The sequence below is a fragment of the Salinarimonas ramus genome, from assembly GCF_014645695.1.
GTDB lineage: Bacteria > Pseudomonadota > Alphaproteobacteria > Rhizobiales > Beijerinckiaceae > Salinarimonas > Salinarimonas ramus.
The window spans coordinates 263,840-278,714 of the sequence record NZ_BMMF01000007.1 but is presented as its reverse complement, the minus strand read 5'-3'; the positions used below and the strand labels follow the sequence as shown (position 1 = coordinate 278,714).

Here is a 14,875-nt window from a genome sequence, read left to right as displayed (position 1 = left end):
TGGCATGCCTGGCGAGATCGAGCCGACTACGACCCCGCACGCCATCTCGCCGCGCAAAAATGCGCTGCATAGGAAAACAGAGGTGGACACGGGGTGTCTCATGCGAGCGCCCCCACGCGGGAGCAGTCGGCACTATGGTCGAAGCCGTCCACGGGAAGGAGGCGCTGCAGTGCTGCGCGTTTCTCCTTGGCAAGCGCCTCGACGAGGCGGGACACTTGGCGCAGCTCCTGCGTCGCAGCGTCGAGGACGCGCACGATGGTCTGCTGCTCGGGCGGCGCAGGAAAAGTTATGGGCAATCCCTCGAGAACGTCCGTCGCGAGCCGGCCGGTGCCGTGGCCGGCGCTGTCGACGCGGTCCATCAGGGTCTTGCGGCTTGCTTTGAGAGCATAAGCGAGAAACCGCGGGTCCAGGCCTCGCCTAGGCAGCAGCGCCTTGACGTCCTGGTTGAAAGTTAGTTCGCGCGCGGCGACGCCGATGGGCAGATCCTTGAACAGTCCCATGCCGGGGACCAGGATCAGAACCGCCCCAGCTTTCACGCGCGTGATCTTCGCAGCGCCTTCCGAGGTCAGCTGCTCCACCGAGGTGGCGAGATCAAAGCTCTTCAGATCCTTCGCGGAGACCCACGGCACGTCTCCCCCCCAGAAGGCGGCGCGGCTTCGGTCAGGGGTACCGCCCGACTTGAATTGACTGAGCGAGCCGAGCTCTTCGCGGCTCCACCCTGGTTCGAGGGGACCGGACTGGTGCATGCCGATGAGATGAGCGAGCAGCCCGTAGAGCCGTCGCTCCCGCAGCTCACCAAGACGTTGCGCCTGGGCGATTGCGGTATCCCAGTGCTGCAGGACGCGCCCGATGCTCCTCTGTAGCGGGAGCTCGGGCAGAGTCAGGGGAATCGAGCTGAAATCGTCGAAGTAGAGGCGTAGACGGTCTTCGGTCAGGCCGTGCGAATAGGCCCAAAGCAGGTGAAGCACGCGCTCGGACTTGAACAGCTGGTAGGCGAATGTCGGGTCGACGTTCGGCTTCGGCCGCAAGACGACATAAGCGGGGCTGACCATAGCGTCGCGGTCGGCCAGGCCACACGCGCCTTGCCACATGCGCATCATATTGTAGGCGATATCGCCCGGCCGGACGAGAAGATGCTGCTCGGGGGCAAGGGTCGACTCCGTGCGCCGATCGATGGTCTCCCGAAGAACGAGGCCATCGTGCTGCGTCACCGACATCACCGGCAGGCCGGCGCGACCGGGCTCCTGCCGATTGTCGAAGTATTCGCCCAGCTTGCCGGGCAAGGCCGCTCTTGCGCGCGTCATGCCCGCACCCCGAGTTCAGCGAGGCAGCTATCGATCACCTTGCGCGTGGCGGCAAGGTCTTGCTCGATGGCTTGTATTTCTTTCTGAACGGAAGCGAGATCGATCTTTGCCTTGGGCTCGAAGGTGTTTACGTAGCGCGGGATGTTGAGGTTGAAGCCGTTCGTTTCGAGCTCCGAAAACGCGGCCTTGTGCGAGTATTTCGGGACCTCTGCTCGGGTACGGTAGGTATCCAGAATCGCTGCGATGTGGTCGTCGTCGAGCTGGTTCTGCTTCTTGCCGGGCGTGAAGCCTCGGCTCGCGTCGATGAACAACACGTCCTTCTCATGCTCGCGGAGGCCGCCGGCCTCCCGCGCGCGGTCGAAAACCATGATACATACGGGGATGCCGGTGGTGGGGAACAGCTGGGCTGGCAGTCCGACCACGGCGTCCAGAAGATTGTCCCGGACTAGGCTCTCACGGATGCGACCTTCAGCTCCGCCGCGGAACAGCACGCCGTGGGGAGCGACGACCGCCACACGCCCCTCCGCCGGCCGAGCGGCTGCGATCATGTGCAAGATGAACGCGTAGTCGGCCTTCGTCTGCGGCGGCAAGCCACGCGTGAACCGCCGATGGGTGTCAGATTTCACCCCGTCGCCCACCCACTTGTCCAAGCTGAACGGCGGATTTGCGACGACCACGTCGAAGCGCATTAGGTGGTCGCCTTCGAGAAGAAGGGGGTTGTTGAGGGTGTCGCCCCACTCGATGCGAGCGCTGTCCTGCCCATGCAGGAACATGTTCATGCGGGCGAGCGCGCGGGTCTGGCCGTTCGACTCCTGGCCGTACAGGCGGAAGTTCTTGCTCCCGACTTCCTCGCCTGCGCGCAGCAGCAAGGCGCCCGACCCGCAGGCTGGGTCGCAAATCCGAGCGCCGTCTTTCGGGGCTGCGAGTTTGGCCACGAGTTCGGACACGCGACGTGGTGTGAAAAACTCCCCGGCTTTTTTTCCCGCGTCCGAATGGAAGCGTTCAATTAAATAGATGTAAGCTTCGCCGATCACGTCTTCCTTGACATCGCGAAGGTCTAGAGCAGGCTTGCCAAAGTCTTTCAGTAGGGTCTCGAGCCGGCGGTTCCGGTCTTTCGTCTGGCCGAGATTGGCCTCGGAATTGAAGTCGATGTTACGAAAGACCCCCTTAAGCTTCGGGTCGTTGGCCTGCTCGATGCCATCAAGCGCGATGTTGATCAGCTCGCCGATGTTGTCGTTGGCGCGGCGCTCGAACAAGCTGTCAAACGAACTGAGAAAGCGATCGGTGACTTTGCCGTCCCTGTTTCGGACCTCGACCTCCTTCAATGCGAAGCGCTCGCGTTCAAGCTTGCGCCTAATTCTGAGCTCCCTGACGGCCGCCGGATCGTCGCGGTACTCTTCTGCGAACTCGTCGTAGTGCTTTTTCCAAAGATCGCTGATGTACTTCAAGAAGAGCAGCGCCAGAATGTAGTCCTTATACTGGGTCGCATCGATGGTGCCGCGGAATGTATCGCAAGCCGACCAGACGGCGCTCTTAACTTCGTCGAGGGTGGGCATCAGCTTGATCTTTCGTTTGATGCGCGGAGCGCTTCGTTGATCTGAAGGTCGGCCGCGGCGGCGTGGCGGTCGGCGAGCCGCAGCAGAAGTTCGCGATACGATCGGTGGGCGCGCGCCAACTCGCCGATCGAGCGTTGCCGCGCTAGCGGGATGTCGGGCAGCTCGAGTCTGGCCAACTCGTCGCGCGCGATACGGGGCAGGGACGCTCCTGCCGTCGACGCGCGCAGCTTCGCGCCTGTTTTGGGTAACAGCAGGACCGCCAGGAGGAACGATGAGTCGAGCCGCGCAGGATCCGGGCGGATCAGGTACAAGTCGAGGGTCGCGTAGGCGCCGAACAGGGTTTCGTCGGCCTCGGCCGCCAAGGTCCGGTCCCCGCGCGCGGCGATAAGGATATCGCCCGCTCGAATAGGCAGCGCGCGCGCGACGAGCGGGCGATCTCCAATCGTGAGCTGCCGGATCTGCGCCGTCAGATCGCGGATCTGAACGAAGCGCACAGGATCCTCGCGTACGTTTTCAGGGGCGACACCGCTGCTGACAGAGGCGACTTCGGACAAAGCGACCATTTCGCCATCATACTCAATCGCCGTCCAAGATCAAGGGAAATGCAGTTAGAGGCGACCTCATACGCCGAAACGAACTTGCAACGGTGCGGGAGAGGGTTCATGGTGGTGAAACGAAAACGGGCCCGGCGTTGGCGCGCCGGGCCCTTTGGTCCCCAGCCGCGGCTTTGGGGGCCGCAGACGCATGGGTGGTTGGACTCCCCCTATGTGCGTCGCGCTTCGTGCCTGGTCAAGCCGCGTGAACCATGAGGACTGACATGTACTACGAGAAGTACCGCACCGACGGCTGGCGCTGGCGCCTGGTGGCCTCGAACGGCCGCATCATCTCCGTCTCAAGCGAGGCGTATGTAGCCGAGAGCGACTGTGATCGTTCGATCGAGATCAACAAGGCGTCGTCGGCGGCTCCCGTTCGCCGGGGCTGACGAGGAATGGGGCGTGGGCAATGTCCGCGCCCCCTTTTCTCGGCCGAGTTCCCGCCCACACGGAGTTTTAGGGCAACGAACCGACGTCTAAACCTAATCTTTGGATCGCGACCGTATGGACCAGGATCAGACGAGTGGAACGCACGCCGCCGAGGGCTCCGCGCTCGGCTTTTGGTTTCAGGCCTACTTCGCTCTCCTGACGCTTGTATCTTTGGTCACTGACGACGCCGCTATCGGCATCGAGCAGCTCGACGATGTCGAGTTGAAGGCTGACGGGCAAACGCTGCTCTACCAGTTGAAGCACTCGATCAGCGCCAGCCCGCCGCCGATCACGATCAAGTCGCGGTCGCTCTGGCGAACGGTCAAGGTCTGGATCGACGCTCTGCCTCGGCTGACCCTGGCGGAGACCACGCTGCACCTGATCGCGGTCGGGCCTATTCCATCTGACAGCCCGCTCCGAGCGCTGACCGACCCTGATGCCGATCGCGCCGACCTCATGGCGGCGATGACGACCGAAGCCGAACGGGTCATCGAAGCGCGAGAGGCGGCCGCGAAAGCCAAGAAGACGCTTCCCTTTCCCGACCGAGTCGACGGGTGCCGAGCCTTCCTGGCGCTCAGCGAGCCCGAGCGCCTAAACTTGCTGCGGCGTACGGTCATCCGCCCCGACAGCCCGACGGTCGCCGAGATCGAGCAGAAGATCGCCGGGCACTTTCAGTTCGTGCTGCCCGAGCATCGCCCCGCCGTAGCGAAGCGACTCATCGAGTGGTGGGACCGCCAGATCGTCTATTCGCTGTGTGGCGAGCGCGATCGAGTGATCACGCGCGCCGAGCTGCAGAGTCAGATAATGGCCGTGGTCGCGGACCTGGAGCAGGGCAAGCTCGTGGCCGAGTTCGAGACCGTCAGCCACCCGGAGGATTATCAGCCCGACGGCATGCTCGCCCGCCAGATCGGACTGGTGAAGGGCAAGCCCTACGATCTCGAGCGGGCGATCCGAGAGGAGTGGAAGGCCCGCGAGCAGCGCGCCCGCTGGCTCGCCGATAATCCGGCCATGGCGACGAAGATCACGGCCTACGACGCCGTCCTTCGCGAGCACTGGTCGGACCGTCACGCAGAGCTGGTCGACGCTTGCGCCTCTCTTGAAGAGGACGGCAAGTGTGAGTCCGGGTTGAAGTTGCTGCGGTGGACGCACTACGAGGCGCCGACGGTTGTACGCCCGATCGCCGAGGGGTGGGGCGCGCCCTATTACGTGCGCGGTAGCTACCAAGTGCTGGCGATCAACCTGAAGGTCGGCTGGCACCCCGACTATGAAACGTTGCTGGGGGGCGGGGAATGAGGGTCGCCTACGATGTCTATGCCGAGACGAATCCGGCCTTCTGCGCGGCAGCACTGATCGAGTTCACGAAGGCGTATCTTTCAGCGAAGCCCGAGGGGCCGGAAACGCCGCTGGCGTATCTGGCGCTGCCGGTAGCGCTGTCTGGAGAGCTGGCGGGCGCCTTCGATGGCACAAACAAGAACACCGGTCTGCTCGAATGGCTGGAGCGCAGCCCTCAGGTCCAGGTCGGGCTTGCCGATCGGGTGAACGCGTCGCTCGACATCGTGTCTGACGCGATCCGCTTTGCCTGCTTCGCGGAGGTTCTCGTGATGGCTGAGGGAGCGCGGCTTCAGCTCGGTGGAAAGAAGCTGAAGGCCAGCGCCGTCAGCGCGCTCGGAGAGGAGCCAGCGCAATCGATCAAGCGCTCGGGCCGCCTCGGACATTGGTTCTCCACCGCCGGCACGACCCGGACGATCTTCGACATGATGGGACTGACGGTATGACGCGGTGGAACATCGGCACCATCTTCTTTCTTGGCGTCTCCGGTCAGCGACGCGACGTCAGCTTCGAGGCTGACACGCTGAACATCATCACCGGCGCGTCCGGGACCGGCAAATCGACGCTCATCAAGGCCGTCGATTATTGCCTCGGTTCGAGCAGGTGCGAGCTGCCCGCCCATGTGCGGCGCCGTAGCCTCGCGGTTGGCGTCCGGTGGGTGTCCGGAGACGCGCAGATGATCGTGGGCCGTCTCATCCCGCCAGTGGGCCAGGCCACCAGCACGCGCATGTTCACGACGAGCGGACGGGAGCTCCCGCTGCCTAAGGCCGTGGACGACTTCGACGGTGCGACAACGCTGGAAGCGGCCAAGGCCTTCATCGAGCGGGCGTTCGGGATCGGTGATCTGATCGGCGAGGCTGATGCGGCTGGAGCCCGGGGACGGGCAACGGTCCGGCACGTCACCCCGTACATGTTCGTGACGAAGGAGGTGATCTACAGCGAGTCGACCCTTCTCCACGGCCTGGAGAAGGCCGACAAGGCGCGCGACATCATCGCGGCCATGCCCTACTTCCTGCGCGTCACCGATGAGGCAAGCGCGATGGACGAGCGGCGGCTCCGCCAGCTCCAGCGCGCGCTGGAGAAGGAAGAAGCGCGGGCCCGATCCCGCGCTGCGGCTGAGACGGCGCTCAAGCAGCGTGCCACCAGCCTGCTCGAGGAAGCGCACCGGATCGGAGTTGCCGCCGCGCCCCCGGCCGAGGCGTCCGAAGCCGCCCTCCTGGCAGAGCTGACCACGGTTTCCCAGACGCAGCTCGAGGCCAGTGTCTACCCGAGCGAGGGTGAGCTCGGCGCGCTGAACCGTCGTCGCCGGGACATTCTGGCCGAGCTCGGCGCACTACGCCGGCGCTCGCAGGCCGCGCGTACGGCGCTGCGGGAAGCGACAGGGTTTCAGGGTGCGGTGGCGCGACAGCGCGACAAGCTAAAGCTGGCGGAACACCTGCATCTGGACGAGGTCGCCGGGGTCTGCCCCGTGTGCGATGCGCCCTCCGAGCGGGGTCGGGAGACCGCGGCGGCGCTCCAAGCTACGCTGACCAAGGTTCGTGCCGAGAGCGTCGCGGTGGAACGCGTCAGGCCCCGCCTCGTCGAGTATGACCGGGCACTCGAGGACGAAGTCGCACGCTTGAACGCCGAGCTGCGCCGGGTCGATGATCAGATCCAGTCCTGGCTGCGGCAGAGCGAGGAGACCCGCCGCTTGGCCGACCTCGGGCAGCTTCGGGCTCACCTCCTTGGCCGGATCTCGTTCTTCCTGGAGGCGAGTGTCGACGAGCCACGCCAGGTGACGCGCGACCTCGGCGTGCTCCGCGCCGAGATCGACGAGCTTGAGGCCCGGGTCGATCGAGAAGCCAAAGACATCAAGCTGAAGCGGGCGGAAGCGAAGATATCGCAGTTCGCTTCGGAAGCGTTTGCGGCCCTGCCGACGGTGGCGCCCTGCGTCGGCTCGGAGCTCGACTTCTCGTCGCGCCAGCCCGAGGTCACCGTAATCGAGGCGGGGAGCGGAGCCGTGCTTCGCCTGCCCGACGTCGGCTCGGACCAGAACTATCTCGCCATTCATATCGCGCTGTCCTTCGCCCTTCAGCGCTACTTCGAGGTTGTGAATGCGCCGGTGCCGGGCGTGCTTGTCCTCGACCAGATCAGCCGGCCTTATTTTCCGCAGAGCGGAGAGGATGAGGACGAAGCGGAGATCTCAGGCCGCGAGGAGGACGAGGACGTGCAGGCGATGCGTCAGCACATCGACTTCCTGTTCGCCGAGACGGCCCGCCGAAAGGGGTTGCAGGTCCTCCTCATCGAGCACGCCTACTTCGCGGACGATGCCCGCTACGTCGGCGCGACCCGGGAGAGGTGGACGCGCGCCTCGGGGCGGGCGCTGATCCCGCTCGATTGGCCGACGCGGGACGACGAATGAGGGGACGCTGCGCAGGCGCATCAAAGTCCGATGCGCCTTAGACTGTGGATCGACACGCTGCGGGACTGCGGCGATCCGGGGCGCGGGCGATGCCTCTGAGACTCTGAAGATCGCTGAAGCCGGGCAAGCCGGCTGTCCTGGGGCGCATCGGCGGCTCGCTGGTGCTCGGCCTGCCCGGCAACCCGGTCTCCGCGCTCGTCTCGTTCCTTCTGCTCGGCGAGGCCGCGCTCGCCGCGCTCGAGGGCCGCCGGGCGCGCCCGCGAATAGGCTACCCGCTGCGCCTCGTCGAGCCATTCGCGCGCCGGCCCGGACGCCCCGAGTTCGCGACCGCCTGCCTCGTCGAGACCGCGGACGGGCTCGCGGCGGCCATCGTCGGCCGCGGCGGCTCGGCACGCCTGCGCCCGCTCGCGGAGGCTGACGGCTTGGCGGAGATCGCCCCGAATTACGCACCGGTCCGCGCCGGGGACCGGGTCGTCTTCCACCCGTTCGCCACAGGGCGGGGGCTGGGCCTGTAGTAGCGTGCGCCGCGCGAGCACGGCGCACACGTCCCGATCAAGCCCAGGCCTGGAACGGTAGGCCGACCGTAGACGAGCCGACGAGGGCGTAGCCGAGATAGAGCGCGAAGACGGCGATCGCCGCGGGGATGGAGGAGACTCCACCCGCGACGAGGAAGGCCAGCCCCGCGCCGGGCGCCATGCCCTGCTCGACGAGCCCCGACTCGAGCGGGAGCGCCGTTTAGCCGTTCAGGTAGGCGGGCACGCCTACCAACGTCGCGATGGCGATCGGCGCCAGGCCGTCGCAACCCACGTCACCACATCAACCAGCCGGGGGGGGGGGGAGCTCCTTGTGACAAGGGGGCATTTCCGGCTGTCGCTTGCCAGGACCACGCAGCGGCAGCCTGGAGGTAAGGAGCGCCGGGTGCACAGTTTACGCCTTAACCATAATGGCAGGAAGAGGAGCGGTTAGCGCACCAGCCGACTTGTTTTTCTGGCCGGCATGCACAATCTGAGATCCGTCGCGAGCCTTATGCCCACGACGCCAGATCCGGTGACCGCTCCTGAGAGCGGCCGCCAGCGTGGTTGGCGCCACGCCAGCGGCCTGGCCATTCGAATCCTGTAGCACCAGGAGTTCACAATGGTTACCCCCATCTACGGCGGGCCTACGTGCGTCTGCAAGGGTCCGATCTCCATTGAGGCCGAACGCGCCGCGCTCACTTTCGCCGCGCCTTACACCCACCCCCTCCTCGATCTCGACGATCAGGCTGCATTGCTTTCGGCTGTTGCCGACGCGGGCGAGATCTCGCTCGCTGACTTGGCCTGCGCGATCCCCGGGCATCCACGCCCGATCAGCGCGATTTGGTCGCTGGTGACCGCAGGCCTCCTCGCGGCTGATGCCGAGGCGCCCTTCGACGGTGACCTGCAGATCTGGCGCCCGGCGCGGTAGCCACTTCGGCACCTCTGCGAGCCAGCAAAGCGCCGGCACGGCCGGCGCGGTCATCCTTCATTCGCGAGATCGAACCATGAACACCCAGATCTCGGCCGAGGCGCATGCCTCCGGCCAGCCGTCCTCCTATGTCCGCCACCTGACCGCCGATCCGGCCGGGGCCCGAATCGTCCTCTCGCCGGCGAGCCCCCTCGTCGTCGGTGTCGCACCGGTCGGGCAGGTCGACATCCTCCTCGACCAGTCCCTCTTCGAGGGCGCCACCGCATACATGCTCGTAGACTGGCCCCACGCCGTACGCGTCGGCGAGTCGCTCGACATGCCGGCTCGCTGGGCGGACCATCGCGCCGCTCCGCCCCTCGCCGCCGACCTCGTCGTCATCGTGGCCCATCTGGGTGGCGTCTACCGCGGACGCGATGCCACGCTTGCCCTCCAGGCGATGCTCGACCGTCTGGCGCGCGATGCCGGGCGCTGTGACGTCGTCGGCGCGATACCGGTCGCGTCGACGCTGGCCACCACCGATCCCGCCGTCTTGGCGCGATGGGAGATGGATGTTCGTCCGATGCTCACGGCCGCGATCGGCCCGCTGTTCGAGCGTCGTGGCGACGTTCTCCAGCCGATTTCGCGCCGCTCGTCCGGCCCGCCGGCCGACGGATCCCCGCTGCGCCCGATCGGTGCCGGATACGCGCTCGACGTCGCGACGGCCGTGACCTGGCCGGATGCGCTGCACTACCGGCTCGAATGGCGCGGGGCACGAGCGTCGGCCGCCGCCGTCGGCGATGTCGGCGTGATCGTCGAGGCCGGGGCTCTCGTCTGCGCCGTCGAAACCGCGAGCGTCCAGCCGTGTATCGCGCGCAAGCGCTCCAAACTGCTCCGCGAGCGGATCCTCGTCCCGACGTCCGACCCGCACGTCCTCCGCCTGACGAGGGCCGTGCGCCTGCCCTCGCTCACGAACGCAGCGCGGGTCGTGACGGGCACCAACGGTGCCAGCGCCGACGCGTGGCGACCGACGTAATGCGCCGCGCAGCCACTTCCGAACGAACCGTTCCTCGATATTGCATGAGGCATTCACATGCCGGCGTCCCCCTTGTCACACCTGAATTCGACCTCCACTCCGGACCTCCCGGACATCGATGATCTCGACGTGCCGCGATACGACCAGGAGAGCAACGGGTCCGACGACCCCTCTTCTGCGTCGCAGGCCGAGCGCAAGGATTTGCGCTCGGCATCGCCGGCGGTGCTGATCGCCGGCCTCCTCCTCGCCGAGGCAATCCCCGCGAAGGCGCGGAACGCCCTAGAGAGCGGCCGAACGGACGTGCTCGTGATCGTCGTGCCGACGGCGAGCTGGACCGGTGTCGTCGCCAAAACGCTCGCCATGCAGGCGCCCGAAGGCGCCCACAAGATCGTCGTCAACGCCAAGCCTCGACCGAGCCTCGCAGAGACCACATCGATCTGGCGCGTCGGCCCGACGATCGCGGTCACGCCCGATCCGACGTGGCTGCCCGACTTCGTGCTTGCGGCGGCCGACCATCTGGTGACGCTGCCGCGACCCGGACCCGGCATCATCGCTCGGGCGGTCCGCGCTTGGTGTGGGAGCCGACGCCCGATCGGTCTTACGGCGAGCGACATTGCAGGGCTCGACCTGCCCGATTTCGTCGCTGCGCTTCGCGTCGGCGCATCCCCGCGCCGGTGCGTGGAGCGTCTCCGGCGCGCCAGCGCGACGCGTCTGCAGCCGCCGGCCACGATCGATGCGCCCGACCTCGCGACACTGGTGGGATACGGTGCGGCGCACGCGTGGGCGATGCAGACCGTGGACACCGTCCGGCGGGTCGCCGCCGGTGAGATCTCCCCGTGCACCCTCGAGTCGGCCGTGATCCACGGCCCGCCGGGTACGGGCAAGACCACGATCGCCCGCGCCGTGGCCGCCGCGGCCGGCGTTCCCTTCCTGGAGACGTCGATTTCGGAGTGGTTTTCGTCGAGCAGCGGGCACCTGGACGGCGTCATCAAGGCCTGCGATCTTTTCGTCTCCGACCTCCGCACGCGGCGCGACGCCGCGCAGTCGGGCACCGCGATCGGCTTCATCGACGAACTCGACGCCCTGCCGTCGCGCGCCAATCTCGACGCGCGAGGGCGGGATTGGTGGACGCCGGTAATCACGCATGTCCTGCTCCGGGTCGAGGCGCTCCGCAAGGAGGGCGTTGTCTTGATCGCCGCGACGAATCATGTCGAACACATCGACCCGGCGCTGCTGAGGCCGGGCCGATTCGATCGCAGCTTCTTCATCGGCCTGCCCGACTTGGCGGCGCGTGAGGCGATCCTCCGGCAGCACCTCGGCCGCGATTTGCTGGATGCCGACCTGTCACCGCTCGCGCGCCTCGCTCATGGCGCCACCGGCGCGCAGCTCGCCGGCTACGTGCGAGCCGCGCGCGCCGACGCTCGCGACCGAGACCTGACGATCGACGATCTGGTCGCTCAGATCCTGCCACCGGAAACGCGCGATCCGTTACTCGTTCGCGCGATAGCGCTTCACGAAGCCGGCCACGCGGTCGCCGCGATCGTGCTCGGCCGAGATCTGATACAAGTGACGACGAGGCAGGCGGGCGCCAGCGCGGGCTCGACGATGGTGGCGCCCGGCGGGTTGATCGACCTTCCCGACATCGAGCGCCATATCGTCTTCGTTCTCGCGGGACGCGCGGCCGACGTCGTCCTCGGGAGTGGTGCCAGCAGCGGTGCCGCCGCCGATCTCCGCGACGCCACGAGCGGGCTGACGGCAGCACACGCCTCGCTCGGCCTCGCCGGCACCCTCGTCGTCCGTGCGGATCCGAGTGACGCTGTTCATCTCCTCCTGCACGATCCCGCGCTCGCTGCTCGTGTCGAGTCGGACCTCCAGCAGCTCATGCGTGATGCGGAGCGGATCGTCGGCACTTGGCGGGATGCAGTGCTCGCCGTTCGCGACGCATTGCTGTCGCGTCGTATGCTCAGCGGTGCGGAGGTCGCGGAGATCGTGAGGCGATTGAAGCCGCGCATCCGGGTCGGGGCGGAGAGCCGCCGCGATTGCTGCAGACGACGATGCAGACGTTGAAGGCGAGCCTCCGCCCGGCGCCGATTTTCTCTTTTCCGAGTACGGCCACCAGCTGCCCAACGAGAAGGATCATCGTCACTGCAGATCTTGGTCAAACCGCGATTTTATGAGGAGCTCTGTCGAAAAAAGCCGTCGACTAACGAGTGGCCGGGTCATCTGGAGCCTTCGTCGCCCGCCTAGGCCCCCGCGGCGGCGATGCAAAAGCCGACTCCCGGCTCGGTCAGAATCAGCGCCGGAGCGCGGGGGGGGCCTCCAGCTTCTGGCGCAGCGCCTTTACGTAGACGCGCAGGTATTGCGTGTCGTGGAGATGCGGCGGTCCCCCGACGGCGCGGAGGATCTTGCCGTGTGTGATCACCCGCCCGGCGTGGCGCACGAGGAAGGCGAGGAACTCGATTTCCTTGGGCGCAGCACGAGACGGCCGAGCGGCGTATAGCTGTCGTGCATGGAATTGACCGAGCCGCTGGAGGCGCCGGTCGTGAAGACGGCCCATAGCGTGGATAGAGCCTCGCCGAAGCGGACGTCCTTGCCCTCTATGTTGCCGCCCGCGACGCCGAGCGCTTGAACGATCGGATTGCCCGCGCTCTCCGCCCAGTAGGCGAGACCGGAGACGACGTGGAGGGCACCGGCCATGACGGAGAGGAGCAAGTAGCCGTCCCGGTCGCGCGCGCGGTCATGCGCCTGAACGTAACGGCAAGCGCAAGCGGGATCGCGACGCTCGCCCAGAGCTGGAGCGCGTTGGTCCAGTAGGACGGGTTCTCGAGCGGATGCGTCGAGTTGACGTTGAAGAAGCCGCCGCCGTTGGTGCCGAGCTGCTTGATCGCGAACTGGCTCGCCGCCGGTCCGACCGAGACGACCTGCTCGGCGCCCTCCACCGTCTGCGCACGAAGGAGCTGTCCAGCGTATGCAGCACGCCGAGCGCCATGAACGCCAGCGCCACCACGATCGCTATCGGCATGGGCAGGTAGAGGGTGCCGCGGGTGAGGTCGACCCAGAAATTGCCAAGCGTGCGGGCCGAGGAACGGGCGAAGGCGCGGGTCACCGCGATCGCCACCGCGATGCCGGTTGCGGCCAAGACGAAGTTCTGCGTGTTGAGCCCCGCTATCTGGGTGAAGTGGGTGAGCGTTGTCTCGCCGCCAATGGCCTGCCAGTTCGTGTTCGTCGTGAACGACACGGCCGTGTTTAAGGCGAGATCGCCGTCGACCGCCCCGAAGCCCTGCGGGTTCGCCGGCAAGATGTCCTGGAGGCGCAGGATCGAATAGAGGAGCGCGAAGCCGGCCGCGTTGAAGGCGAGCACCGCGAAGGTGTAGCCGAACCAACCCTGTTCGCGCGCCGGATCGACGCCGGCAAGCTTGTAGAAACCGGTCTCGACCAGCGCGAGGAGGCGCACGCGCTCCTCGAACACGGAGGAAGCGTAGCGCCGGAGCCGGATCGCGCCGGCGCTCGCCACGGCGATGAAGAGGAGGATCTGGCACCAGTCGGAAAACTTCATCGCGGCCTCCTCGGAAACGCTCGGGCCGCAACAGCGCGGCGGACGACGTAGGCGGCGAGACCGCCGGCGGCGAGGCCGCCGAAGCAGGAAATCGAAGGTGACATTGCCCGCCGGGGACGGGGTCAATCGATCGGACCGCACACCAGCGCCACGCACTCGGATTGCGGTTTACCGGTCCGTGACGTGCATTGCTGCAGCACTCGGCTTCAGACGTGGAGAACAGGGCCAGCTCAACGGTCAAGGGATACGCTGGCGTTATCTCCGCCATCAACTTTTCGGTCGCACTCGGTTTTACTCTCGGCTGTGCGTAGCAATTTTTTCATTTCGACCTTTTGAGCATCGACGAAACGCGAGTATAGCTCGCTTCCAGACACCTTCGAGTTAGCATCGACTTTCTCTAGTGGAATCGGTGGTTCTTCAAATATTTCGTCCAGATTGTGATGTATCGCTCGGCCGTGATTAACTTCTGTCTCCTCTCTGTCTTGTGGAACTGGCGGAGGGGCTGCACGGGCCATCGAATATTCGTCAGTCCATCCGACATCGGCACTGGCGTAATGCACTGCAGCTGATCGTGACTGAAGATGTCCGACAAGCGAGGCAATTTCATCGCCGGAGAAACCAGCAGATTTCCAAGTGGCGATTGCAATGTGCCTGAAGCTATAGGGGCAGAGATTTCGAATACCAATACGAGCACATGCTCTCGACATTTGCTTGGCAATACGGTCATGCCATCGCTTAAATTTCTTTGGAGAGTTTGGCATTTCAAGCAATAATAGTTTGAGTGCTTCGATAAACAGGAGATCGAAGGAACGTAAATCGATATGGCGGCACGAACCGTCCTTCAGCTTCGCGTTCTCAAGGACAAGAATTCCGCCTTCAATCCTACCAGATTGCAGCTCGATCACCCGGCAACCGATCCGCGGCACAATCAATGTATAAAGCGCCGCAGAAGCAGCGTCGATGCTGTTACGACCCAAAGCCCACGACTTCAGATCATTAAATAACGCGACAACTTCTTCTTTCGTTGGATCAATAACTTTCTTTGCTGATGTTCGTTCCTGCAGATTTCTGGTAGAGCGTGCACGCAGAGCATCGTCGATCTCAGAAAGGTACTGCGACGTTCGTTCAGTTGAAAAATGGCACCCCCAGGCGACGATCTCAGCTACCGTCCGGAACTCGTGTCGATACAATCTCACCGTGCGCGGTCGCAGCCTGCCTTCGGAGCGAGCCTCTGCCAGCAGGGCGTCCGTCG

Annotated in this window: 16 protein-coding genes and 1 pseudogene; 8 read left to right on the top strand and 9 right to left on the bottom strand. The window is 65.5% G+C overall.

Translation table 11 applies throughout. The features are described from left to right. Positions 1–98: 98 nt before the first annotated feature. The 3 genes from IEX89_RS13790 to IEX89_RS13780 are packed head-to-tail and all read right to left on the bottom strand — an operon-like array spanning position 99 to position 3,414. A complete protein-coding gene (locus IEX89_RS13790) occupies positions 99–1,283 on the bottom strand; it encodes a restriction endonuclease subunit S (RefSeq protein WP_188913807.1) in 1,185 nt (394 codons plus the stop codon). 17 nt (positions 1,284–1,300) lie between these two features. Beyond that, positions 1,301–2,860 carry a type I restriction-modification system subunit M gene (locus IEX89_RS13785; RefSeq protein WP_188913806.1) on the bottom strand — a complete coding sequence of 520 codons (1,560 nt, stop codon included), beginning with the start codon at positions 2,858–2,860 and terminating at the stop codon, positions 1,301–1,303. Further along, complete coding sequence (locus IEX89_RS13780) at positions 2,860–3,414, bottom strand: restriction endonuclease subunit S domain-containing protein (protein ID WP_188913805.1); 555 nt, start codon at positions 3,412–3,414, stop codon at positions 2,860–2,862. Before IEX89_RS13780 ends, IEX89_RS13785 begins: the two co-directional genes overlap by 1 nt. 263 nt (positions 3,415–3,677) lie before the next feature. On the opposite strand from IEX89_RS13780, the gene IEX89_RS13775 reads away from it, so the two are divergent. The 5 genes from IEX89_RS13775 (at position 3,678) to IEX89_RS13755 (ending at position 8,127) form a co-directional block, all read left to right on the top strand. Further along, positions 3,678–3,842 (top strand): YegP family protein, encoded by a 165-nt coding sequence (locus tag IEX89_RS13775; RefSeq protein WP_188913804.1) that lies wholly within the window; start codon positions 3,678–3,680, stop codon positions 3,840–3,842. 115 nt (positions 3,843–3,957) lie between these two features. After that, positions 3,958–5,175: an ABC-three component system protein gene (locus IEX89_RS13770; RefSeq protein ID WP_188913803.1), complete on the top strand. Its 1,218-nt coding sequence runs from the start codon at positions 3,958–3,960 to the stop codon at positions 5,173–5,175. Continuing rightward, positions 5,172–5,657 (top strand): three component ABC system middle component, encoded by a 486-nt coding sequence (locus IEX89_RS13765; protein WP_188913802.1) that lies wholly within the window; start codon positions 5,172–5,174, stop codon positions 5,655–5,657. Before IEX89_RS13770 ends, IEX89_RS13765 begins: the two co-directional genes overlap by 4 nt. Next, positions 5,654–7,612: a DUF3732 domain-containing protein gene (locus tag IEX89_RS13760; RefSeq protein ID WP_188913801.1), complete on the top strand. Its 1,959-nt coding sequence runs from the start codon at positions 5,654–5,656 to the stop codon at positions 7,610–7,612. The genes IEX89_RS13765 and IEX89_RS13760 overlap by 4 nt, the downstream gene beginning before the upstream one ends. 161 nt (positions 7,613–7,773) lie before the next feature. Further along, positions 7,774–8,127, top strand: coding sequence for a molybdopterin-binding domain-containing protein (locus tag IEX89_RS13755; protein WP_244645409.1), 354 nt, complete (start codon positions 7,774–7,776; stop codon positions 8,125–8,127). A gap of 37 nt (positions 8,128–8,164) precedes the next feature. On the opposite strand, the gene IEX89_RS24260 is transcribed toward IEX89_RS13755, so the two are convergent. Beyond that, positions 8,165–8,308, bottom strand: a complete 144-nt coding sequence (locus IEX89_RS24260) for a hypothetical protein (protein ID WP_210317633.1) — start codon at positions 8,306–8,308, stop codon at positions 8,165–8,167. 438 nt (positions 8,309–8,746) lie between these two features. On the opposite strand from IEX89_RS24260, the gene IEX89_RS13745 reads away from it, so the two are divergent. From IEX89_RS13745 to IEX89_RS13735, 3 genes are read left to right on the top strand one after another with little or no spacing between them, the layout of a single operon-like run. Further along, complete coding sequence (locus IEX89_RS13745; RefSeq protein WP_188913800.1) at positions 8,747–9,055, top strand: hypothetical protein; 309 nt, start codon at positions 8,747–8,749, stop codon at positions 9,053–9,055. Beyond that, positions 9,024–10,067, top strand: a complete 1,044-nt coding sequence (locus tag IEX89_RS13740) for a hypothetical protein (RefSeq protein WP_188913799.1) — start codon at positions 9,024–9,026, stop codon at positions 10,065–10,067. The genes IEX89_RS13745 and IEX89_RS13740 overlap by 32 nt, the downstream gene beginning before the upstream one ends. Positions 10,068–10,124: 57 nt before the next feature. Next, a complete protein-coding gene (locus tag IEX89_RS13735) occupies positions 10,125–12,134 on the top strand; it encodes an AAA family ATPase (RefSeq protein ID WP_188913798.1) in 2,010 nt (669 codons plus the stop codon). Between the two features lie 226 nt (positions 12,135–12,360). Here the strand turns inward: IEX89_RS13735 and IEX89_RS24690 are convergent, their stop codons facing one another. The 5 genes and pseudogenes from IEX89_RS24690 to IEX89_RS13720 form a co-directional block, all read right to left on the bottom strand. Further along, entirely contained in the window at positions 12,361–12,489 is a 129-nt protein-coding gene (locus IEX89_RS24690) for a hypothetical protein (protein ID WP_308423836.1), read from the bottom strand. Continuing rightward, a complete protein-coding gene (locus IEX89_RS24625) occupies positions 12,486–12,779 on the bottom strand; it encodes a potassium-transporting ATPase subunit KdpA (RefSeq protein ID WP_373290584.1) in 294 nt (97 codons plus the stop codon). Before IEX89_RS24625 ends, IEX89_RS24690 begins: the two co-directional genes overlap by 4 nt. Then, a complete protein-coding gene (locus IEX89_RS24780) occupies positions 12,665–13,006 on the bottom strand; it encodes a potassium-transporting ATPase subunit KdpA (protein WP_373290586.1) in 342 nt (113 codons plus the stop codon). Before IEX89_RS24780 ends, IEX89_RS24625 begins: the two co-directional genes overlap by 115 nt. 26 nt (positions 13,007–13,032) lie before the next feature. Beyond that, positions 13,033–13,623: pseudogene (locus tag IEX89_RS13725) on the bottom strand (potassium-transporting ATPase subunit KdpA); the annotation flags it as partial. A gap of 230 nt (positions 13,624–13,853) precedes the next feature. Further along, positions 13,854–14,819 (bottom strand): site-specific integrase, encoded by a 966-nt coding sequence (locus tag IEX89_RS13720; protein ID WP_188913796.1) that lies wholly within the window; start codon positions 14,817–14,819, stop codon positions 13,854–13,856. Positions 14,820–14,875: the final 56 nt, after the last annotated feature.